This window comes from Maricurvus nonylphenolicus, from assembly GCF_042854845.1.
Classification (GTDB): domain Bacteria; phylum Pseudomonadota; class Gammaproteobacteria; order Pseudomonadales; family Cellvibrionaceae; genus Maricurvus; species Maricurvus nonylphenolicus.
The window spans coordinates 2,771,226-2,793,935 of sequence record NZ_AP031498.1 but is presented as its reverse complement, the minus strand read 5'-3'; the positions used below and the strand labels follow the sequence as shown (position 1 = coordinate 2,793,935).

General features: G+C 48.5%; 19 protein-coding genes. 12 read left to right on the top strand and 7 right to left on the bottom strand.

Annotated elements, in window-relative coordinates:
* Nucleotide 1 precedes the first annotated feature (1 nt).
* On the bottom strand, nucleotides 2-634 hold the full coding sequence (locus ACGHZ6_RS12045) for a pseudouridine synthase (RefSeq protein ID WP_390619111.1): 633 nt from the start codon (nucleotides 632-634) through the stop codon (nucleotides 2-4).
* A 110-nt stretch (nucleotides 635-744) separates the two neighbouring features.
* Here ACGHZ6_RS12045 and icd point away from each other — a divergent pair, with 110 nt between their 5' ends.
* Nucleotides 745-1,998, top strand: coding sequence for an NADP-dependent isocitrate dehydrogenase (gene icd / locus ACGHZ6_RS12040; protein ID WP_390619110.1), 1,254 nt, complete (start codon nucleotides 745-747; stop codon nucleotides 1,996-1,998).
* A 123-nt stretch (nucleotides 1,999-2,121) separates the two neighbouring features.
* Here icd and ACGHZ6_RS12035 read toward each other — a convergent pair whose 3' ends face one another.
* A complete protein-coding gene (locus ACGHZ6_RS12035) occupies nucleotides 2,122-2,397 on the bottom strand; it encodes a cold-shock protein (protein WP_390619109.1) in 276 nt (91 codons plus the stop codon).
* A 444-nt stretch (nucleotides 2,398-2,841) separates the two neighbouring features.
* On the opposite strand from ACGHZ6_RS12035, the gene clpS reads away from it, so the two are divergent.
* Nucleotides 2,842-3,222, top strand: coding sequence for an ATP-dependent Clp protease adapter ClpS (gene clpS / locus ACGHZ6_RS12030; protein WP_390619108.1), 381 nt, complete (start codon nucleotides 2,842-2,844; stop codon nucleotides 3,220-3,222).
* A gap of 30 nt (nucleotides 3,223-3,252) precedes the next feature.
* A complete protein-coding gene (gene clpA, locus ACGHZ6_RS12025) occupies nucleotides 3,253-5,526 on the top strand; it encodes an ATP-dependent Clp protease ATP-binding subunit ClpA (RefSeq protein ID WP_390619107.1) in 2,274 nt (757 codons plus the stop codon).
* Between the two features lie 63 nt (nucleotides 5,527-5,589).
* Here clpA and infA read toward each other — a convergent pair whose 3' ends face one another.
* From infA to trxB, 4 genes are all read right to left on the bottom strand, one after another.
* Nucleotides 5,590-5,808: a translation initiation factor IF-1 gene (gene infA / locus ACGHZ6_RS12020; RefSeq protein ID WP_390619106.1), complete on the bottom strand. Its 219-nt coding sequence runs from the start codon at nucleotides 5,806-5,808 to the stop codon at nucleotides 5,590-5,592.
* A 129-nt stretch (nucleotides 5,809-5,937) separates the two neighbouring features.
* Nucleotides 5,938-6,645, bottom strand: coding sequence for an arginyltransferase (locus ACGHZ6_RS12015; RefSeq protein ID WP_390619105.1), 708 nt, complete (start codon nucleotides 6,643-6,645; stop codon nucleotides 5,938-5,940).
* A 12-nt stretch (nucleotides 6,646-6,657) separates the two neighbouring features.
* Nucleotides 6,658-7,356 (bottom strand): leucyl/phenylalanyl-tRNA--protein transferase, encoded by a 699-nt coding sequence (gene aat / locus ACGHZ6_RS12010; RefSeq protein WP_390619104.1) that lies wholly within the window; start codon nucleotides 7,354-7,356, stop codon nucleotides 6,658-6,660.
* Between the two features lie 81 nt (nucleotides 7,357-7,437).
* On the bottom strand, nucleotides 7,438-8,382 hold the full coding sequence (trxB, locus tag ACGHZ6_RS12005) for a thioredoxin-disulfide reductase (protein WP_390619103.1): 945 nt from the start codon (nucleotides 8,380-8,382) through the stop codon (nucleotides 7,438-7,440).
* A 284-nt stretch (nucleotides 8,383-8,666) separates the two neighbouring features.
* Here trxB and ACGHZ6_RS12000 point away from each other — a divergent pair, with 284 nt between their 5' ends.
* The 9 genes from ACGHZ6_RS12000 (at nucleotide 8,667) to ACGHZ6_RS11960 (ending at nucleotide 20,377) form a co-directional block, all read left to right on the top strand.
* Nucleotides 8,667-11,054, top strand: a complete 2,388-nt coding sequence (locus tag ACGHZ6_RS12000) for a DNA translocase FtsK 4TM domain-containing protein (RefSeq protein WP_390619102.1) — start codon at nucleotides 8,667-8,669, stop codon at nucleotides 11,052-11,054.
* A gap of 78 nt (nucleotides 11,055-11,132) precedes the next feature.
* Nucleotides 11,133-11,774 carry an outer membrane lipoprotein chaperone LolA gene (lolA, locus tag ACGHZ6_RS11995; protein ID WP_390619101.1) on the top strand — a complete coding sequence of 214 codons (642 nt, stop codon included), beginning with the start codon at nucleotides 11,133-11,135 and terminating at the stop codon, nucleotides 11,772-11,774.
* Nucleotides 11,767-13,152: a replication-associated recombination protein A gene (locus ACGHZ6_RS11990; RefSeq protein WP_390619100.1), complete on the top strand. Its 1,386-nt coding sequence runs from the start codon at nucleotides 11,767-11,769 to the stop codon at nucleotides 13,150-13,152. The genes lolA and ACGHZ6_RS11990 overlap by 8 nt, the downstream gene beginning before the upstream one ends.
* A 52-nt stretch (nucleotides 13,153-13,204) precedes the next feature.
* Nucleotides 13,205-13,582, top strand: coding sequence for a fluoride efflux transporter CrcB (crcB, locus tag ACGHZ6_RS11985; protein ID WP_390619099.1), 378 nt, complete (start codon nucleotides 13,205-13,207; stop codon nucleotides 13,580-13,582).
* A 58-nt stretch (nucleotides 13,583-13,640) separates the two neighbouring features.
* Nucleotides 13,641-14,915 carry a serine--tRNA ligase gene (gene serS / locus ACGHZ6_RS11980; protein ID WP_390619098.1) on the top strand — a complete coding sequence of 425 codons (1,275 nt, stop codon included), beginning with the start codon at nucleotides 13,641-13,643 and terminating at the stop codon, nucleotides 14,913-14,915.
* 32 nt (nucleotides 14,916-14,947) lie between these two features.
* Complete coding sequence (cysG, locus tag ACGHZ6_RS11975) at nucleotides 14,948-16,324, top strand: siroheme synthase CysG (protein WP_390619097.1); 1,377 nt, start codon at nucleotides 14,948-14,950, stop codon at nucleotides 16,322-16,324.
* Nucleotides 16,325-16,576: 252 nt separating this feature from the next.
* Nucleotides 16,577-18,172, top strand: coding sequence for a methyl-accepting chemotaxis protein (locus ACGHZ6_RS11970; protein WP_390619096.1), 1,596 nt, complete (start codon nucleotides 16,577-16,579; stop codon nucleotides 18,170-18,172).
* Nucleotides 18,173-18,645: 473 nt separating this feature from the next.
* Nucleotides 18,646-20,007: a glutathione-disulfide reductase gene (gorA, locus tag ACGHZ6_RS11965; RefSeq protein WP_390619095.1), complete on the top strand. Its 1,362-nt coding sequence runs from the start codon at nucleotides 18,646-18,648 to the stop codon at nucleotides 20,005-20,007.
* Nucleotides 20,008-20,113: 106 nt separating this feature from the next.
* The gene (locus ACGHZ6_RS11960) at nucleotides 20,114-20,377 is read left to right on the top strand and encodes a hypothetical protein (RefSeq protein ID WP_390619094.1); all 264 of its coding nucleotides are present in this window, start codon (nucleotides 20,114-20,116) and stop codon (nucleotides 20,375-20,377) included.
* 234 nt (nucleotides 20,378-20,611) lie between these two features.
* Here the strand turns inward: ACGHZ6_RS11960 and ACGHZ6_RS11955 are convergent, their stop codons facing one another.
* Nucleotides 20,612-22,585 (bottom strand): TRAP transporter large permease subunit, encoded by a 1,974-nt coding sequence (locus ACGHZ6_RS11955; protein ID WP_390619093.1) that lies wholly within the window; start codon nucleotides 22,583-22,585, stop codon nucleotides 20,612-20,614.
* Nucleotides 22,586-22,710: the final 125 nt, after the last annotated feature.

Below are 22,710 nucleotides of genomic sequence, written 5' to 3'. Positions count from 1 at the left end.
CTTATGTCCTTGATTTTTGGCGTTTGTGGCGGGGTTGGCTACTTCTTTTGTTATGTGTTCCGCGCGGTTTTTGTTTTGTTGGTGCTGCTAGATGAATCGTTTCCTGTCGGAAGTCTCCTGGTTGCAAATCAGCCAGTTGCCAATTGCCAATAGATGCACGAATCAAGCGCAGGGTGGGGTGACCCACGGCAGCGGTCATTCGTCTTACCTGCCGATTACGCCCCTCGCTAATGGTAATTTGTAGCCATTGGGTTGGAATGCTATCACGTTGCCGAATAGGTGGGGTACGTGGCCAAAGCGAATCGGGCTCATCGATGAGTTTGGCTTTTGCGGGTAGTGTCGGGCCATCATTAAGCGTGACCCCCTGACATAAAGATTTAATCGCTTCCCGCGAAGGTATCCCCTCGACCTGCACCCAATAAGTTTTGGGGAGTTTGTGTTTTGGGTGGCTAATCTGATGCTGCAGCTGGCCCTCGTCGGTAAGTAGTAACAGCCCTTCGCTGTCGTAATCGAGGCGGCCAGCAGGGTAGGCGTCTTTTATGGGCAAATACTTGGCGAGCGTATCGCGGCCCTCGCTATCGGTAAATTGTGAAAGTACCTGAAAGGGTTTATTGAAAAGGTATAACTTGGCCATCGAGGGATTAAAGGCTCACAAGAGAAATAGGTAAACGCATTGTTGCGCGGCTGTCATCTATTGGTTCTACACTGAAAAGATTATACCGATTAATACAGGGAGAAACCTCAATGGGATATCAGCACATCCAGGTTCCTGCAGATGGAACACCTATAAGCATAAATGAAGATAAGTCACTTAATGTACCTGATCGGCCTATTATCAGTTTTGTCGAGGGTGACGGCATTGGCATCGATATCACCCCGGTGATGCGTAAAGTCACTGATGCGGCGGTGAACAAGGCCTATGGAGGCGCAAAATCCATTGCCTGGATGGAGGTGTATTGTGGCGAAAAGGCGGCTGAACGCTATGAGGGAGACTGGTTTCCCGCAGAAACCCTCGATGCTATCAAAGCTTACGTGGTTGGCATTAAGGGGCCATTAACGACCCCCGTAGGTGGCGGATTTCGTTCTCTTAATGTTGCTCTGCGTCAGGAAATGGATTTGTATGTTTGCCAACGCCCCGTGCGTTGGTTTACGGGTGTACCTTCCCCAGTAAAAGAACCGCAAAAAACCAATATGGTTATTTTTCGCGAAAACTCAGAAGATATCTACGCAGGTATTGAATACAAAGCTGACAGCGATGATGCTCAAAAAGTCATCCGTTTTTTGACTGAAGAGATGGGTGTTACCAAAATTCGCTTCGAGAATCATTGCGGCATTGGTATCAAGCCGGTTTCTGAGGAGGGTACAAAACGCTTGGTACGCAAGGCGTTACAGTACACCATCGATCAGGATTTACCCTCACTGACTCTTGTCCATAAAGGCAATATCATGAAATTCACCGAAGGGGCTTTTTGTGATTGGGGCTATGAGCTGGCACGAGAAGAGTTTGGTGCTGAATTAATCGATGGGGGCCCATGGTGTAAGTTAAATAACCCCAATACCGGTAAAGAAATTGTCGTCAAGGATGTCATTGCCGATGCCATGTTGCAGCAAGTGCTTCTACGCCCAGATGAGTACAGTGTCATTGCCACTCTGAATCTCAACGGTGACTACTTATCTGATGCGCTGGCGGCGCAAGTCGGTGGTATTGGCATTGCGCCGGGAGCGAATCTATCGGATACCGTGGCATTGTTTGAGGCAACTCACGGTACTGCTCCTAAGTACACTGGTCAGGATAAGGTTAACCCAGGATCGTTGATTTTATCTGCCGAAATGATGTTGCGGCATTTAGGTTGGAATGAGGCCGCCGAGTTGATAGTCAAAGGGGTGGAAGGTGCAATTGGTGCCAAAACAGTAACCTATGACTTTGAGCGCTTGATGGATGGTGCAACGCTGATGAGTTGTTCGGCGTTTGGCGAGGAAATTATCAATCACATGTAGCTATATGGAAGAGCGCGTGGGAGAGGGCGCCATCGATAATGGCGCCTAGAAATCTTAAGCGCTAGAAGTTTGGTCAGATTTAACTGACAGGCGAAAGATTTATCGATTGGAAGCTTGTGCCGTTTAGGTGGTCGCTTCCAGATTTTCCTGATCTGTTGTGCCGCTACTATCTGCACTCGCTGCGGGAGTGCTGGCACTTGCAGATGCAATATTGGTTGCATGAAGACCTTTGTCGCCTTTGATAATCTCAAAGGTGACCATTTGCCCGGCTTTTAGCGTTTTGTATCCTTCCATAACGATGGACGAGTAGTGGGCAAATAAATCTTCTCCGCCTTCATCTGGCAGAATAAACCCGTAACCCTTTGCATTGTTAAACCACTTAACTGTACCTGTAGGCATGACTTGGTCCTTCCTTATTACCTGTAGTGCAAGCGCTTCTCGTACAACTAGATCTGAGCGTTATTATCGTTTTTATTGTTGTTATATTGTTCTACTTATTTCGCGCGCTGTCCGTTTGGCGTGTCACACAAACTATAGACCATATTAATAGGTCACAGTTGTAAGGCTGCAGCATTTTAATGACAATTGCTGATAACCAAGCCGTTTAACGATTGTGACAGGCTATGAATACAGCGCACTGTTTTTTGTGGTTTTACATGTCTTGGCTAATAAAAAGACAAAAAGACCACGTAATAGTCGCCAATACTCCATAAAAGGCCTCTCACTTATATATGACCTAATAAATTGTGTCAATAGGCGCTATTTGATGGGGTTATTTAGAAGCTTTACGGTAGAATGGTGGCAATAGAGCATATTTAAGGATTTTAATTAGTCGCTAAAGCTATGGGTAATATCAGAAATCTTAAACTAAGATTAAGTAAAGACGGGATTGACGAAGATCCTGACTACGACGGTGGGCTCGCGGTAGAGGAGGAAAAACCCGCACTTAAGCGTCCCCCCATGTACAAAGTCGTTATGTTGAATGATGACTATACACCGATGGACTTCGTAGTCGAGATCCTAGAACACTTCTTTTATATGGATAGGGAACAAGCCACCAGAGTGATGCTCAAAGTGCATACAGAAGGAAAGGCGGTCTGCGGTATCTATACTCGTGATATTGCAGAAACCAAGGCCGCGCAGGTCAATCAGTACGCGCGCGAAAGCCAGCATCCGCTATTATGTGAAATAGAAGTTGTTGAAAATGATGATGATTCAGAATAAAGGCGCAATTGCTTTAGAGGTTACCGAAGAATGCTAAGCAAAGACTTAGAAGTTACCTTGAATCTCGCCTTCAAAGGGGCACGTTCCAAGCGTCATGAATTTATGACGGTTGAGCACTTGCTCTTGGCATTAATAGATAACGAATCAGCGGCAAATGTGCTGAGGGCATGTGGCGCCGATCTCAACATTCTCCGTAAGGACCTTATTGAGTTCGTCGACTCTACGACTCCGCTCATACCTGAGTCAGATACGGACAGGGAGACTCAACCAACCTTAGGGTTTCAGCGAGTCCTACAGAGAGCGGTATTCCACGTTCAGTCCTCGGGTAAGAAAGAAGTTACTGGCGCTAATGTACTGGTGGCTATTTTCAGTGAGCAGGAAAGTCAGGCGGTTTACTACCTTAAACAGCAAAGTATCGCTCGTATCGACGTTGTTAATTTTATCACTCATGGCATATCCAAAGTTGCCGGTCCAACCGAACATGGTCATGCTGAAGAACCCGGCCATGAAACTCACGATGATGAAGGTGGTATAGGCGGCGAGTCTCCCAGTCAGAGCCCTCTTGAGGCTTATGCGACCAATCTTAACGAAGAGGCTATGCTGGGGCGCATTGATCCTTTGGTTGGGCGTAAACTGGAAGTTGAGCGGGTCAGCCAAGTACTCACTCGTCGACGTAAAAATAATCCATTATTGGTGGGTGAGTCCGGTGTTGGTAAAACAGCCATTGCCGAAGGTCTGGCCAAGCGAATTGTCGATGGCGAAGTTCCCGAGGTGCTTAATAGCAGTGTCGTCTACTCCCTCGACCTTGGCTCTTTATTGGCCGGCACCAAGTATCGCGGTGATTTCGAAAAGCGTTTCAAAGGGCTGTTGGCTGAATTGAAAAAACAGCCTGGTGCAATTCTGTTTATCGATGAGATTCACACCATTATTGGTGCCGGTGCTGCATCCGGCGGTGTTATGGATGCCTCGAACCTGCTCAAACCACTGCTGACTTCGGGTGAGCTACGCTGTGTGGGTTCAACCACCTTTCAGGAATATCGCGGAATCTTTGAAAAGGATCGCGCTCTGTCTCGTCGCTTCCAGAAAATTGATGTCAACGAGCCAAATGTTGAAGACACCTATTTGATTTTGAAAGGCCTGAAGAGTCGTTTCGAAGATCATCACAAGTTGCGTTACACCGATACGGCATTACGAGCGGCTGCACAATTGTCTGATCGCTATATCACTGAGCGCTTTATGCCGGATAAAGCCATTGATGTCATTGATGAGGCCGGTGCCTATCAACAATTACAGCCAGTCAATAAGCGTAAAAAAGTTATTGGTGTTGGTGATATTGAAAATATCGTTGCCAAGATTGCGCGCATTCCACCGAAGAGTGTTTCGTCTTCCGATCGCGAGCAGTTGCGTAGTCTCGATGAAAATCTGAATATGACTGTCTTCGGTCAGGAAGAAGCCATCGAAGCCTTGTCGACATCTATCAAATTGTCTCGTGCTGGTTTGGCGGTTGCCGACAAACCTATCGGCTCATTCCTGTTTGCAGGGCCAACCGGTGTCGGTAAAACGGAGCTTTGTCGTCAGCTTGCCAAGTCGATGGGCGTTGAGTTGATTCGCTTCGATATGTCCGAGTATATGGAGCGTCATACCGTATCGCGTTTAATTGGTGCACCTCCCGGTTATGTGGGTTTCGATCAGGGCGGTTTACTGACTGATGCGGTAACAAAACATCCGCACAGTGTGATTTTACTTGATGAGATCGAAAAGGCTCACGACGAAGTTTATAACTTGCTGCTGCAGGTTATGGATCACGGCACCTTGACAGACAACAATGGTCGTAAGGCGGACTTCCGCAATGCCATTCTGATTATGACCACCAATGCCGGTGCTCAGGACATGAGCCGCCGTTCCATTGGCTTTACCAAGCAAGATCACTCAACTGACGGTATGGAAGCCATCAAGAAAATGTTTACCCCTGAATTCCGCAACCGTCTCGATGCGATTATTCAGTTTGGTAATTTGTCGCTCGATGTGATTAAAACTGTGGTTGATAAATTCTTGGTGGAACTGCAAGCGCAGCTGGATGACAAGCAGGTTACGCTGAATGTTGAAGATGAAGCGCGTGAGTGGCTGGCAGTTAATGGTTATGACGAAAAAATGGGCGCACGCCCAATGGCACGTCTGATCCAAGAAAAGCTTAAGAAACCGTTGGCTGAGCAGGTTCTGTTTGGGGATTTATCGAGTAATGGCGGGGTAGTGACCGTAACGGTCGACAACGACGAACTGGATATAGCAATAGAGGCAGCCTAGGCTGCCTCTTTTTTTGCTGGAGTATTTTCTTCCAGCTTAATTACCTTATCGAGCTTGACGCGATTAGCGTGCGCGGTAGGTAATGCGACCTTTGCTCAGATCGTATGGGGTCAGTTCAACCTTGACCTTGTCACCCGTCAGAATACGGATGTAGTTCTTGCGCATCTTGCCGGAAATATGAGCGGTTACAACGTGGCCATTTTCCAATTTTACGCGGAAAGTCGTGTTTGGAAGAGAGTCAATAACTTCGCCTTCCATTTCAATGTGATCTTCTTTTGCCATTCGGGCAAGGTCCTCAACAAGCTAAATAATGCGAATAAACACCGTGCAAATAGCAATGCCCGGATTTAGAAAGGCGTGAATTGTGCCTGAAAACCTCAGGCGAGCCAAGGCCCTAGGGTGAATAATTGATCAGTTAACCCTGATCCAGCGGTTTTGCACCAGAATTTCCAGTGGGCGGTAGTCGGTTTTATAGGACATTTTCTGGCAGTTTTTGATCCAGTAGCCTAAATAGAGCGCATTTAATCCTGCCTGTTTGGCCTTTTCAATTTGATAAAGAATGGCGTAAACACCCAGGCTACGTCGATATTCATCGGGGTCAAAGTAGGTGTAAACCGCAGAATAACCATTATCCATGCAGTCTGTGACGGCTACGGCAATTAGACGGTCGCCCAGGCGGAACTCCAGAAAGCGGGTGACTCCCCATTCATCCGTTAAAAAGGCGTCAAACTGTTCACGAGACGGGGGGTACATATCGCCATCGGCGTGACGCTGACGTATATAGAGGTCGTAGAGCGCGTAGTGTTCATCAGTGCCGATATGTGAGGCTTCGGTGATGATAAGGTCCTGATTACGATTCCAGCAGCGTTTTTGGCGCCGATTGGCTTTAAACAAATTGACCGGTATGCGGGCAGGAATGCAGGCCTGGCAACTCTCACACTGGGGTCGGTATAGATGGCCGCCGCTGCGGCGAAACCCCATCTCCGATAAGCGGCTATAGAGGTTGGCATCAACCTCGGTATTGGGGTCGACAAAGATTGTCGTTGCCTGTTCATCTGGCAGGTAGCTGCATGTATGCGGATGGGTCGCAAAGAGACGAATATTGGAAAGATCACTCACTGCCAGAAAACCTCAGCAATCCTGTATGTGCCATGTCCGTGTAGCGGATAGCTCCTTTATACAGTCTATCAGTAATTCACGAAATTGGCCGCGATCGATTTCCTTGGCGCCAAATCTAACCAGGTGCTCGGTGGTTATCTGGCAGTCAATAAGGCGACAGCCCTGGCTCTCAAGGTGTTCAACGCCTATTACAAAGGCGGCTTTTGAGGCATCGCTATAACGGGCGAACATGGATTCGCCGAAGAAGGCTTGACCCAGCTGAATGCCATAGAAACCACCGACCAGCTCTCCGTCCAGCCAGGTCTCGACGCTGTGGGCAAATCCCAGTTGGTGCAGTTGGCAGTAGGCCTCGATCATGTCTTCAGTTATCCAGGTGCCCATACCGTCGTCTCTTGGCTCTGCACAGGCTCGGATAACCTCTTCAAATGCCGTGTCAGCGCTAAAGCGAAATATGCCTTTGCGCAGGGTTTTAGCCAGGCTTCGAGGGATGTGCAGCTCTTCAGGTAGAAGTATCAGGCGAGGAGAGGGCGACCACCACAGTGGTGGCTGTCCTTCCTCATACCAGGGAAAAATACCTTGGGAATAGGCGTAAATAAGCCGCTCAGGGCTTAAATCACCACCTGCAGCGAGCAGTCCATTGGGTTCTTCTAGAGCCAGCTCTAAGGGAGGAAAGCTTATGTCGTCGTCTTCGAGCCAGGTCAGGTTTAGCATAATCCATTCAATAAAAAGCGGGACACGAAAAAGGGGGCCTAAGGCCCCCTGATAATAACCATTAAGGTCTGTGGACGTAAATTACTCGTCCAGGTACTTCTCGGCGTCCAGTGCAGCCATACAGCCGGCACCAGCGGAAGTAACAGCTTGGCGGTATACATTGTCGGCAACGTCACCTGCGGCAAAAACACCGGCTACAGAGGTTTCGGTGGCATTGCCATTTAAACCACTGTTGATGGTGATGTAGCCATCTTTCATGTCCAGCTGACCTTCAAAGATATCGGTATTTGGCTTGTGTCCAATGGCAATAAAGACACCGGCAACATCAATTTCCTGAGTGGAATCATCCTGGGTTGCTTTAAGACGCAGCCCTGTAACACCGGAGTCATCACCCAGTACTTCATCCAGGGTGTGATTCCAAATGATATTGATATTGCCGTTTTCGGCCTTCTCAAGAATCTTGTCTTGCAGGATTTTTTCTGAGCGCAACTTGTCACGACGATGAATCAGAGTGACTTCGCTGGCGATGTTGGACAGGTACAGCGCTTCCTCTACCGCGGTGTTACCACCACCAACTACGGCGACTTTCTGACCGCGGTAGAAGAAACCGTCACAGGTAGCGCAGGCGCTAACACCCTTACCCATAAAGGCTTCTTCAGAAGGCAGGCCAAGGTACTGCGCTGAGGCACCGGTAGCGATGATCAGAGCGTCACAGGTATAGGTGTTTGAGCCTTTTAGCACGAAGGGACGCTGGCTGAGGTCAGTTTCACCGATGTGGTCAAAAATAATCTCGGTATCAAAACGCTCGGCGTGTTGTTGCATTTGCACCATCAGGTCCGGGCCTTGAAGCTCGGGAATACCGCCTGGCCAGTTTTCAACTTCAGTGGTGGTGGTCAGCTGGCCACCTTGCTGCATGCCAGTAATAACAACAGGGTTGAGGTTAGCGCGCGCGGCGTAAATGGCGGCTGTGTAGCCTGCAGGGCCTGAGCCCAGAATAATCAGGCGATGGTGCTGCGGATCACTCATAGATATAAATCCTAATTCCTATCAATGCTGCCTCGAGACCGGGCGCATCCGTGTTGGGTCGAATTCCAAGGCGCCAATAATAGGCGAGCGGAAACAATTACGGTAGTAGAAATCATCAATTAAGCCTATATGTACCACTTATGAGAGGTATATTTTGACTGTTTAATGGTCATTTTGCTGGTAAGTCAGGCGAGGTTTTGAATTCTTGTGACGGCCTCTAGTACAGGGTACCGCTTGAACAGTAGAATAGAGGGATAAAAACAACAGTTTGGGGTTGTAACAACTTGAAATCCACGGATGCCACGGCAAAGGCCAGCAAGAGCTCTAGTCGCAAAAACCAAAGTCAACCTGCACACGTAGAACCGAGTTTCCTGGTCAGGACCTTAAAAGAAGGTGCCCTGATAGGTCTGGTTGTTATCTGTGCATATCTTATGTTGGCGCTGGTTACCTACAGTAGCAGTGATCCTGGCTGGTCGAAAACCGGCAGCGGCGAAAGTGTCAGTAACGCCGGTGGGCCAACAGGGGCCTGGTTAGCCGATGTGTTTTTAGCGCTGTTTGGTTACTTGGCTTATTTATTTCCACTGTTGATTGCTTATCGCGCCTGGCTGGTTTTCCGTGAGCGCAGCCGAAATCAACCGTTTGATGGCGTACTGTTTGCGCTTCGATCGGTTGGTTTTATTTTGATTATGGTGGCCGGTACCGGTATCACTAGCCTTAATTACGGTTACAGCATTGAGCATGTTGCTGGAGACCTGCCGTTCTCTCATGGCGGTGTTCTGGGGGCCAGTGTTGCCAATGCGGTAGAAACCGCTTTCGGTTATACCGGCGGCATGATGCTACTGCTGGCGACATTTTTATTTGGCCTGACGGTGTTTACCGATCTGTCATGGCTTGCCCTAATGGATAATACCGGGCGTTTAACCCTGCAAACTATCGAGCGCATCCAGCAACACTGGCAAAACAAGCGCAAAGAACAGAAAGAAAAGCAGCAGGCTCAGGAAATTCAAAAAGCCAGACACCAGGCGCTTGAAAAGCAGGTTAAAAAAGAAGCCAAACGCACACCGCCTAAAATTACGCCACCGCCGAAGAAAGCTAAACCCAGCCCACGGGTGGAAAAGGAAAAACAAACTTCTTTGTTCGACACGCCCGTTACCGGAGAGCTGCCTAAGCTTGAACTATTGGCGCCAGCTGATGAGCGCAGTGAGAAAAGTTTCTCTGAAGAATCCCTTGAGGCCATGTCACGGTTGCTGGAGTTAAAACTCAAGGACTTCGGTGTTGTAGCGGAAGTGGTTTCGGTTATGCCGGGGCCTGTTGTTACCCGCTTTGAATTACAGCCCGCAGCGGGCGTAAAAGCCAGCCGCATTACAGGCTTGGCAAAAGATTTGGCCCGTTCCCTGGCAGTAGTCAGTGTACGTGTAGTGGAAATTATTCCCGGTAAATCCGTAGTGGGTATTGAGATTCCTAACGAACACCGTGAAATGGTTCGCTTGCGTGAGGTATTAGCCTCTTCTGTTTACGAGTCTTCAAAGTCGCCATTAACGATTGCACTTGGCCATGATATCGCCGGTCAGCCTATTACGGCCGATATTGCCAAAATGCCACACTTGCTGGTTGCGGGTACTACCGGTTCGGGTAAATCGGTTGGTGTTAACTGTATGCTGTTAAGTCTGCTGTACAAGTCTACACCCAAGGATGTTCGACTGATTCTTGTTGATCCGAAGGTGGTTGAGCTTTCGGTTTATGACGGTATCCCGCATTTGTTATCGCCGGTCATTACCGATATGAATGATGCCGCCAACGCTCTGCGTTGGAGTGTGGGCGAGATGGAGCGCCGCTATAAATTATTGGCCGCTTTCGGTGTGCGAAACCTGTCGGGCTTTAACCGTAAAGTTGAAGATGCCATTAAGGCAGGCGAGCCATTAAAAGATCCGCTGTTTGTACCGGAAGAAAACTTTGAGGCAGGTGCTGAGGTTGCCGAAGCGCCCGATCTTGAGCCGTTACCGTCGATTGTTATTGTTGTCGACGAATTCGCCGACATGATGATGACTGTTGGCAAAAAAGCCGAACAGTTGATTGCTCGTATTGCACAAAAAGCCCGTGCTGCTGGTATTCATTTGATTTTGGCCACCCAGCGTCCTTCTGTGGATGTAATTACCGGTTTGATTAAAGCTAACGTGCCAACGCGTATTGCCTTCCAGGTTTCTTCTAAAGTCGATTCCCGAACCATTCTTGACCAGGGTGGGGCAGAACAGTTACTTGGTCATGGTGATATGTTGTACTTGGCTCCGGGTACCAATGTGCCGAGCCGTGTTCATGGCGCCTTCGTTGATGATGACGAGGTGCAGGATGTGGTGAATGATTGGAAAGCCCGCGGCGAGCCTGAATACCTCGATGAAATTACCGATGAAAGTGCCAACAGTATTCCTGTTCCGGGCCTGGCCAGCGATGGGGAAGAGGGCGGCGATAGTGAATCTGATGCACTCTATGATGAGGCCGTTGCCTTTGTAACCGAAACCCGTAAGGCCTCTATTTCCTCGGTACAGCGTAAGTTACGTATCGGTTATAACCGTTCTGCCCGCTTGATTGAGGCGATGGAGATGGCCGGCGTCGTATCTGGTATGGGGCCTAATGGTCAACGAGAAGTGCTTGCACCGCCTCCACCCAAAGGATAATCCGATTAAGTTGCTATTCAGTCTTTCTACTCTAGGCTACGCGTAAGCATTAAGTAGAAGACTACAGGACGTAAATGTATGACAAACTTTAATCAACGACTAGCCGGTTTTTTTGTATTAACCGCGTTGTTCTGGCTGAGCTCGAACACCTATGCCGCAAATGCCAGTGAGAATTTGCAGCAATTATTACAACCAATGAATGCACTGAGTGGCCGGTTTACACAATCACTGATCGATGCTGAAGGGGAAACATTACAGGAGAGTGAAGGTCAGTTTTGGTTGCAAAAACCCGGTAAGCTTAACTGGCATACCCAGGGGCCATTTGAGCAGCTGCTGATTACAAATGATGAAAACCTTTGGCTATACGACCCCGATCTGGAGCAGGTGACAGTCAAGAATATCGACAAGACGCTGGAGCAAAGCCCGGTATCCATTCTGTCTGGCAATATCGCCGACTTTAATCTGCATTATGACATTGAGCAAAAAGCAGGTGCTGATAACCGAGAGAACTTTGTGTTACTACCAAGAGCCAATGAAGCTCTGTTTGAAAAACTGACATTAAGTTTTAGCAACGGCATTATTGAATCGATGCAACTGCTCGACAGCTTAGGGCAGGTTACCAATATCACATTACTTGCAACCCAGTTAAACCCCGAAATTGCCGCCGAGCAGTTTGTGTTTTCTGCCCCACCCGGTACCGATGTATTAGTCGATGACTGACGACCTTTTTCCGCCGCAACCGGTATATCAACCCCTGGCCGCCAGAATGCGGCCCCGGCACCCTGATCAATATATTGGTCAGGAACACCTCTTGGGAGAAGGCAAGCCCCTGCGTGAGGCCATCTTGCGCCAACAATTGCATTCAATGATTCTTTGGGGTCCTCCGGGTGTCGGTAAAACGTCTCTGGCAAAAATGATTGCCGAGATTACGGATGCTCACTTTGAAACCATTTCAGCGGTATTGGCTGGCGTAAAAGATATTCGTGCTGCAGTTGCAATGGCTGAACAACAGCAAATTCAGTCCGGCCGAAAAACCATCCTCTTTGTCGATGAAGTGCATCGTTTTAATAAAGCGCAACAGGATGCCTTTTTGCCTTACGTTGAGGATGGCACGGTCATTTTTATTGGAGCGACGACCGAGAATCCGTCATTTTCCCTCAACAATGCGCTTTTAAGTCGTAGCCGGGTCTACGTGCTGCGAGGTCTCAGTCAAGAGCAGCTAAAAGCCATGGCTCGCCAGGCGCTTGAAGATAATGAGCGAGGCCTGGGTGATTCTGACATCGACATAGATGAGCAACTGCTGGATATGCTGGCGCTGGCAGCCGATGGTGATGGCCGTAAAGTCCTCAATCTGCTTGAAATAGCCAATGATCTGGCCGAAGAGCAAAATGGTCAGCGGTTGATCAGCAAATCTGTTGTGGAAGAGGTGTTGGCCGGAGATGTCAGGCGCTTCGATCGTGGCGGCGATCTGTTTTATGAGCAGATATCAGCGCTGCATAAATCTGTACGTGGTTCCTCACCCGATGGGGCGCTCTATTGGTTCTGTCGCATGATCGATGGCGGCTGTGATCCGCTCTATATTGCCAGGCGTGTGGTACGTATGGCCAGCGAGGATATCGGCAATGCCGATCCTAGAGGTTTGCAGCTTGCGCTGAACGCCTGGGAGACACAAGAGCGCCTTGGCAGCCCGGAAGGGGAGTTGGCTATCGCTCAGGCTATTATTTACCTGGCTGCAGCACCAAAAAGTAATGCGGTGTATAATGCGTTCAATTCGGCCATGGCGGATATAAAAGCCCAGCCTAGCCACGATGTCCCCCTACATCTGCGAAATGCCCCCACCGAACTGATGAAATCCATGGATTTCGGGGCTGAGTATCGATATTCACATAATGAGGAGGGTGGATACGCGGCAGGCGAGTGTTATTTCCCGGAAGATTTAGAGCCCCGCGACTACTACCAGCCAGTAGACCGTGGTCTTGAAATCAGAATCAGGGAAAAACTTGAGCACCTTAAGCAATTGGACAGGCAAAGCCCGTGGCAGCGCTATCGTGAAACTGATAGTAAACCTGATACTGATAGTTCAGAATCCGAACAATAAACGACATTTGCAGAAAGCCTTATAGAAGGCCAGATAAGAGAATCGAACATTGATGCAGTGGATTGCAATTGCCGTAGGTGGCGCCATAGGAGCAATGGGACGCTTTGCCGTTACCGCCTACGCCTTTCCGGTAATGGCGAATCGCTTTCCCGCCGGGACTCTCGCCGTTAATTTGATAGGCTCTTTTTTGATCGGTGTTTGTTACATTCTGATTATCGAAAAAGGCAGTTTAGCCCCGGAATGGCGAAACTGGTTAATGGCAGGCTTTCTCGGAGCTTTCACCACCTTCTCAACGTTTGCACTCGATGCGGTTAACCTCTGGCAAAATGGCCATGGCGCGACAGCCTTGGCCTATATTGTGATAAGCGTATTGGGATCGATTGCAGCAGTGGTATTGGCCATGCAGTTAACCCTTAAACTATTTTCATAAGCACTTTTTACTTACCATATCTTAAATACCATTTTTTACTGATACTAAAGACAAAACTATGTTGGATCCAAAACTAATTCGTTCAAATCCAGAAGCTGTAGCTGAAGCCCTGAAAAAACGTGGCTTTGAACTGGATGTTGCCAGCCTTAAAGCATTGGAAGAAGAGCGCCGTGTTATTCAGGAGCAAACCCAGAGCCTGCAACAAGAGCGTAACAGTCGATCGAAAAATATTGGTAAGGCCAAGGCTTCTGGAGAGGATATTGCACCTCTGCTGAAGGAGGTTGAAAACCTCAAGCAAGAGCTGGCCGACGCTGAAGAAAAACTGTCAGATATTCAAGCCAAAACCGATGCCATTCTTAGCGGTGTGCCTAATATACCCGCCGACGAAGTGCCATTTGGCGAAACAGAAGACGATAACGTTGAAATCCGTACCTGGGGTACCCCCAAAGAATTTGATTTTGAGGTTGTAGACCACGTTGACCTTGGCGCTAAGTTGGGCGGTCTCGATTTCGATACCGCGTCTAAACTCACTGGCTCACGCTTTGCTGTAATGAGTGGTGAAGTTGCCAGTCTGCATCGTGCATTAACACAGTTTATGCTCAACACGCATATTAATGCGCACGGCTACCAGGAAATCTACGTACCCTATATCGTTAATTCAGATTCCTTATATGGTACTGGCCAGCTGCCCAAGTTTGCTGATGATTTGTTCAAGCTGAATGATGAGCGTGAGTTTTACCTGATTCCGACCGCGGAAGTTCCGGTGACTAATATTTTGCGCAACGAAATTGTCGAAGACGACAAGCTGCCATTAAAATATGTTTGTCACACGCCGTGCTTCCGCAGCGAGGCGGGTAGTCATGGCCGTGATACCCGCGGCATGATCCGTCAGCACCAGTTTGAAAAAGTTGAGCTGGTACAGTTTGTTCGCCCAGAAGAATCTGATGCTGCTCTTGAGGCTCTAACCGGCAATGCAGAGGCGATTCTGCAAGCCCTTGAGCTGCCTTATCGAACCGTGATCCTGTGTGGTGGCGATATCGGCTTCTCCAGTGCCAAGACTTTTGATATTGAGGTTTGGGTACCGTCCCAGGGTAAATACCGTGAGATATCCTCTTGCAGTAGCTTTCGGGACTTCCAGGCGCGTCGCATGAAAGCCCGTTATCGCAATCCTGAAACCGGTAAGCCGGAATTGCTGCACACCCTTAATGGGTCCGGCCTGGCGGTTGGTCGTACCCTGATTGCGGTGCTGGAAAATTACCAACAAGCCGATGGCTCTGTGGTAATCCCTGAGGTGTTGCGCCCTTATATGGGTAACAAAGAGCGTATTGGCTAACTCAACAGCTGTTCCTGGTTTATAGTTTATAGATGGATTACTTACCCCTGTTTTTTGACCTCCGCAAGCAGCCTTGTCTGCTTGTTGGAGGCGGCACCATTGCTTTTCGCAAAGCCCGTTTACTGGTTCGTGCCGGCGCTCAGCTGCATGTTGTAGCCCTGCAGATTTGTGATCAGCTGCAAGAACTGATCACTGAAAACGACGCAACCTTTGCCCTAAAAGCTTACGATCCTTCTGACCTGGATAATCGCAAACTTGTTATTGCGGCAACCGATAAGCTTGATTTAAACGAGCAGGTGTCGACAGAAGCCAAGTCACGCAACATTCCCGTTAACGTTGTTGACAATCCTGAGCTTTGCACCTTTATAACACCGGCGATTATTGACCGTTCACCACTGATGATTGCGGTAAGCAGTGGCGGTGAGGCACCAGTACTGGCACGCCAGACCCGGGCTAAACTCGAATCACTGATTCCCTCCGGCTATGGTCGTTTAGCCAAGTTGGCCAGTCGTTGGCGCGATAAAGTCAAAGATGCTTTTGCTGACGGTGATATGCGTCGCCGTTTCTGGGAAGAGATTTTGTCAGGTACGGTTGCCGAACTCACCCTAAACGGTAATGACAGTAAAGCGGAAGAGCTAATCGAGCAGAAACTTGCTGAAGCCGACGTTAATCGCACAGGTGAGGTTTACCTTGTTGGTGCTGGACCAGGTGATCCAGAGTTGTTAACACTGCGTGCCCTGCGCTTGATGCAGCAGGCCGAAGTTGTACTCTATGATCGGCTGGTGTCTGAAGGTGTCATGGATCTGGTGCGCCGAGATGCTGACCTAATTTATGTCGGTAAAAAGCGTGACAAGCATGCAGTACCGCAAGGTGAAATCAATCAAATGTTGGTTGATTTGGCCAAGCAGGGTAAGCGTGTCTTGCGCTTAAAAGGCGGTGATCCGTTTATTTTTGGTCGCGGCGGAGAGGAAATCGAGCTGCTGGCTGAAAACAGTGTGCCATTTCAGGTTGTGCCGGGAATTACTGCGGCCTCTGGTTGTGCCAGTTACGCCGGTATACCGTTGACTCATCGTGATCATGCTCAGTCGGTGAGATTTATCACTGGTCATCTGCGTGACAATACGATCAATATGAACTGGTCTGAATTGGTAGAGCCGAGCCAGACCCTGGTGTTTTACATGGGGTTAAAAGGCTTGCCAGCAATCTGTGACGGCTTAATCAAGGCTGGCCGTAGCCCACAGACACCAGCAGCGCTGATCGAAAAGGGCACGCGTGAGGATCAACGTGTCTTCTGTGCTGATTTGAGCTCCCTGCCAGGCACCATTGCTGCGCAAGAAGTCCATGCACCAACGTTACTGATTGTGGGTGATGTCGTCTCCCTGCATGAGAAGTTATCCTGGTTCGGTTAAGCTCGACATTATCCCTTCTGGCGCCCGGCCGTGGCGCCAAACTCTTCCCTTAATTCTATTAAAGCTGCCGCTTTTATTGCCGATACTTACAGAGAATAGCTCGCCAGCGCTTTTTTAGATCATAAAGCTATTAAGCGTGGCACTTTTCTTGTGTGGTTATTAGCAAGCTAGCGATGTTTAGCTATGCTGTATAAAGAAGAATTAAAGCGTCAGTTGACGGGGTAAACTATGACCTGGTTAAGCAACCTAAGCATGAAATACAAAATCCTGCTGATCCCGGCAGTGGCCATTCTGGGTTTTGTATTGTTTTTGATGTTTATTGTTAATTCCGGAGCTAAAAATGCTGATCGTCTGGAAGAGATAAAAAACACCTATTTCCCCGTACTCGAATTAGCTAACAGCAATATCGTTATGCACGAGCGGATGAATGAGTTGATGACCAGTGCGGCCAGTACCGGTGAGCAGGACATGCTCGATAATGCGCGGCGTATGGCCAACCAGATCGAAGATAACCTGACCAAACAATCCTCTCTGCAATCCGACCAGTCCAGTAATATCCAGACAATTAAAAACAATCTGAGTGACTACACCAAAATCTCATTTGATCTGACGCAGAATATGATCAACGGCACCATGGACTTTAGCCGTATTGCCGAAGTAGCGGAAAACAAACGAGTTGCCGATGAGCGATTGGCAAAATCACTGAAAGACTTCCGTGATAGCAGTCATCAGAGCTTTATTAAAACGGTAAACCTTTCTGTTGAAACAGAAGCGAGCAACCTCAAGGTGGGTCTGGTCATTGGTTTGATTACCGTAGCTTTGACGCTGATTATCTCAATCAGTATTGCGGTGATGGTAACCAATAGCATCAACCAAATTGCCGATTCCTTGCGCGATATTGCCCAAGGGGAAGGGGATTTAACCTCTCGTCTGGATCAGAGCAGTAACGACGAACTGGGTGACCTGGTGCGTTGGTTTAATGTATTTGTCGAGAAGCTTCACAGCACTATCGGCGATGTTATTCAGGTTATATCGCCACTGGGCGATGTTGCCCAGCAGCTCAACAGCGTATCTTCTGAAACCTCTCGTGCAGCTACAGAGCAAAGCCATTCATCAGGACTGGTTTCCAATGCGATGGACGATATGCTGCGCAGTGTTACCGCGGTAGCCGAAAACGCCGGTTCAGCTGCTCAGGCAGCAGGTGATGCGGACAGTGAGGCCAAAGAGGGCCTCTCCATCGTACAAAGTACTGTCACTTCTATTAATGATCTGGCCGCAGAAGTAGAGCGCGCCGCTGAGGTTATTGTGAAGCTGGAGTCCGATACAGAAAGTGTTGGCAGCATTTTGGATGTTATTAAGGGGATTGCGGAGCAAACCAACCTGCTTGCACTTAACGCTGCAATTGAGGCCGCCCGTGCCGGTGAACAGGGGCGTGGTTTTGCCGTGGTTGCTGATGAGGTGCGTACCCTGGCGTCACGTACACAAGAGTCCACCCACGAAATTCAGAATGTGATCGAGCAGCTGCAAACAGCTGCGCAATCGGCGGTATCCGTGATGGAGCAGGGTAAAGAGCAGGCTCAGCGCAGTGTGGATCAGGCCGGTGCTACTGGGGCGTCGCTGGATGCGATTACGACCAAAGTGACGTCCATTACCGATATGAACCAGCAGATTGCCAGTGCCACTGAGGAACAGCAGAACTTTGCTAATTCTATTCAGCAAAACGTGATCACCATGCGTGACTCCTCTCAAATCGCTGAGCAGAGCACAGAGAAGGTGGCTAGCCTCAGTACCTCGCTGCAAGGCCTGGCAGATCAGTTACAGCGCGTAGCGTCACAATTCCGCGTTTAATCGCACAGTTTATAAGCGCCGCTTCTCAAGGGAGCGGCCCCCAAGCCGATATTGTTTATAAGTAGGAGGCAAAAAGGCTCATCTTCACCTGTTAAGGAGGTAATTATGGTTAATATTGGACCTACAGTACCCCCAACAATCTCGACCAAGGCTGCTAATAAAACCAAAACCCGGCCTGTGAGCGTGGGGATTTCCAAGCAGCTTTCTCAAAAAAGCTTTGACCCTGTCTCAGACCGGCGCAAGAAAGATCGCCGGCACAAGTCAGAGAAGCCCCTCGTAGACATGCGTTCCGGGCGTGATCGGCGGCGCAACAACCCCGACCAGCCCAGTATAGACACCTCGGTTTAGTCTCTTTGGTTATAGCTTTATATCGTGCTGTTCCATTGCTTTAATTTACTGTAGCTATAGCTTTTTTCCTGGGCTTCGACGCAGTACACTAGCGCCCTGACAAATAACTGAATGGCGGTACAACTGTGAGTAATGATTCATCATACGATTACGACTTGTTTGTTATTGGCGCAGGCTCTGGCGGCGTTCGCGCCAGCCGTATGGCTTCCCAGTACGGTGCACGTGTAGCCGTAGCAGAAGAAGGGCGCCTGGGCGGAACCTGTGTCAATGTGGGTTGTGTACCTAAAAAACTATTTGTATACGGTTCCCATGTCAGTGAAGAAATTGAGGCGGCTGCCGGTTTCGGCTGGACCATTGATGAGGCCAAATTTAACTGGCCAACCCTGCGTGACAATAAAACCGCAGAGATTACGCGCCTTAATGGTATCTACGGCAATATACTCAGTAACGCCAATGTTGAGATTATCGAAGGCCGAGCGACAGTAGTTGATGGCCATACCGTTGAGGTAGCCGGTAAACAATACAGTGCTGAGCGTATCCTTGTTGCTGTAGGTGGCTGGCCGTCCATTCCCAATATCCCTGGCAAGGAACATATTATCAGTTCCAATGAAGCCTTCTATCTGGAGGAATTCCCGGAAGATGTCCTGGTGCTGGGTGGTGGTTATATTGCTGTTGAATTTGCCGGTATTTTCCATGGTTTGGGCGCTAACACTGAGCTGATCTACCGCGGCCCTATGTTCCTTCGCGGCTTTGACGATGATGTGCGTGAATTTGTGGCCGAACAAATTGCAGCAAAAGGTCTCAAACTGCAGTTCAATACCAATATTGAATCTGTGGAAAAGCTTGATAATGGCAAGCTTAAGGCTATCTTAACCGACGGTTCAGAACGCACCGTTGACTGCATTATGGCAGCTACTGGCCGCCGCCCGAAAATTGATGGCCTTGGCCTGGAAAATACCCAAGTACAGGTTGATGAAAAGGGTTATATCCAGGTTAACGATCAGTATCAAACCGCAGAGCCTTCAATTTATGCCTTAGGTGATGTAACCGGTGGGATGGAGTTAACGCCGGTAGCGTTGGCCGAAGGCATGGCATTAGCCCAAACCCTGTATACCGATACGCCACGCGAAGTTGATTACAGCAATATCGCAACAGCTGTATTCTGTCAGCCGAATATTGCGACTGTAGGCTATACGGAAGCTGAAGCACGTGAACAAGGCGACGTTACCATCTACAAGACCAGCTTTAAGCATATGAAACACACGCTAAGTGGTCTTGAAGAGCGCACCTTTATGAAGTTGATAGTTGATCAAGCAACAGATAGGGTGGTTGGCTGTCATATGGTGGGGGCGGATGCCGGTGAAATTATTCAGGGTATTGCTATTGCCATGAAAGCTGGCGCAACCAAGGCTGACTTTGATCACACCATTGGTATCCATCCAACAGCCGCTGAAGAATTTGTCACTATGCGTGAGCCGGCATCATAACGCTGGTTTGAGTGCCAATTTAGCCTGAATTGGGTAAAGCCTCAGGCAAAGCAATCAGCAAGACCTATACTGAAAATAACGGAAATTTGAATGTATAGGTCTTGCTGTGATCAAAGCCCTTATTAAGTTTTACTGGCAGCTTTTCCATCATATCTGGCGCCCAGCCTGGTTAACTATCGACAAGCCTCAGTCTGATCATTTCCATCGTCGACGTTTCACCAAGAAATACCGCAAGAAAGTTCAAATCGTTAAAAGCCTATGGATCAGTTCCGGCATAGTTATGTTGGCGTTTCCGTTGCTGCCGGTAACTATCGGTATAGGGCTGCTGACTACATTTATCTCGTTTAGCATTTTGGACGAGACGCCTTAGATTTAAGCTTTGTTTTAAGGGTAAAAAGCCTGAGGGGAGCTGAAGGTTCTCATATAAGATGTTATGTTTATTGATTCGCATAATGTATATTATGTTAAATTGCGTATGTTAACAGATATTGGCTTTACACCCTGTTTTACAGGGATAAAACACCCTATGAAATCTCTACTATGTGCACCTTCCATGAAGCTACCAAGGGAATCGACTTGCATTGTTCTGATAGCCCTCTCTGCATTAGAACCACATTAAGCTCAACTGCGGAAAGAAAATGAGTATCAGTGTTACCGCCAGCATGGCCAACGCGTATGGGATAGTCCCCATAAAGATATCATTCAACGAACAACGTACATCTTCCAGGCTGGCTTTAACAACATATACCGTCAGGCCAAACGGCGGCGTTAACAAGCCAATCTCTACGGCAATCACCGTAACAATACCAAACCAGATACGAATATCCTGCCCTATGATTGATGTGCCCAGTTGATCAACCACCGCCAGTACCAGCGGCACGATAATCAGGATGATGGATGTGGAATCCAGGAACATGCCCATAACAATCACAATCAGCAGATAAGCGATCATAAAGGTCCACAGATTCAGGTCTAGATAGGTAATAAAGTCCACCATCTGGCTAGGTATTGTGGACATGGTCAGCATCTTGGTAAATGCGCCTGCTGCCAGAATCAGGGAAAGAATGGTTACCGATACCTGCGCCGTTTCTTTTAGTACACGCCAGAGGGTTTTAAAATCCAGAGTGCGGCGTAACAGGGCAATAATAAGGGCAGTTAAGGCCCCTACTGCACCGGCTTGTGTGGGTGTGAACCAGCCAAAATAGATACCGCCCAACACAATAAATATCAGGGTGACAATTGGAAAGACTTTTTGCAGGCAGGATTTGAGGGTTTCTTCTTCCATGCCCTCCTCGTTAAGATTCTCGCCGACAAAGTCTGGCTTGAATTTGGCGAGTAAAATGATGGTTACGGCAAAGACTGTCGCCAACAAGATGCCGGGAATAATGGCGGCAATAAAAATTTTACCCACTGACGTTTCGCTAACGAAACCATAAACAATAAGCAGCAAACTGGGTGGGATTAACATGCCCAATACGGATGACCCGGCAACGGTACCGGCGGCAAATTTTGCGGTATAGCCATTGGCTACCATCTGTGGCACTGAGACGCGTGAGAAAACCGCCGCAGACGCAATAGAAATACCGGTAACCGATGCAAAAATAGCATTGGCAGCAACTGTGGCAATACCAAGGCCGCCAAGCACACGGCGCAATGCCCAAGCCGCAACTTTGTAAGCATCGCGACCAATATCGGTTACATCAACCAACATACCCATCAATACAAATAAGGGTACAACGCCGAAATCAAATTTATCGATGGTGCCGGTTGCTGCGGTTTTTATCGCGCTCATGGCGACTGCGGGATTGTCACGCAGCATCCAAATACCGACCATCGCCAGAATACAAAGCGCGACGGTAATATGCATGCCCATATAAATGGCAACTAAAAGGGCCAGGATAATGGCGATGCCAATTTCAACACGGCTTATATCCAGAGATAAATAGTAAGCCAGCGCAATTATGGCAAAGGATACCAGAGCGATGGCCCACCACCCCTTTGGTTTTCTTTTGTCGAGAAGTTCGTCTGAATAATTGCCAAATAAGATTTGCAGGCGTTTAATCGCTTGAAAGCTAAATTCGATAGCGGTGCAGCCGGAGCCTATCACGACTAAAAGTTTTACCGGCCACATTGGCGCCGTAAAAATGCCCTGGCTGCCGAAATATTCGTTATCAGTCCAGGCGGATATAAATTCGGGTAACACTTCGGCGCTTATAACGCCAAAAACGATAACACCAAATAAGCTGTACAACAGGTTTAGCGTGTGGGCGGCAAAGGGGTTGTTTTGCTCAAGACCATTAATAAGAAAATCGGCACGGGTTAGTCGGCCGTTATGCAGTGCGTGCGCCAGCTGCATAAAAACAACAGCGACAATGGATTGCTCTGTAACTTCAACAACACCGTAAATAGGGGATGAGAAAAGCGCCAGGCCGAATACATCGGCGCAGATTAAAAACATCAATACAAATATCCACAGTGTCGCTGTGGCGGCCATAATGCCGGTAAATCCCGTAAAGTGTTGATACAGTTGCCATAGCCATGGATTGGACTCTGGCACAGTCGCTTGCGTTTTTAACATCGCTCTACTTCTATGTTTCTACCCTGCTTTGCGTCAGACGATATCTGATCGGCTAAGCGGTTTTTGGCTATTGTTGTGTTGCGCATCTTGCAGTCTACCGCTGCTATTACTGAATGCGCTTTATC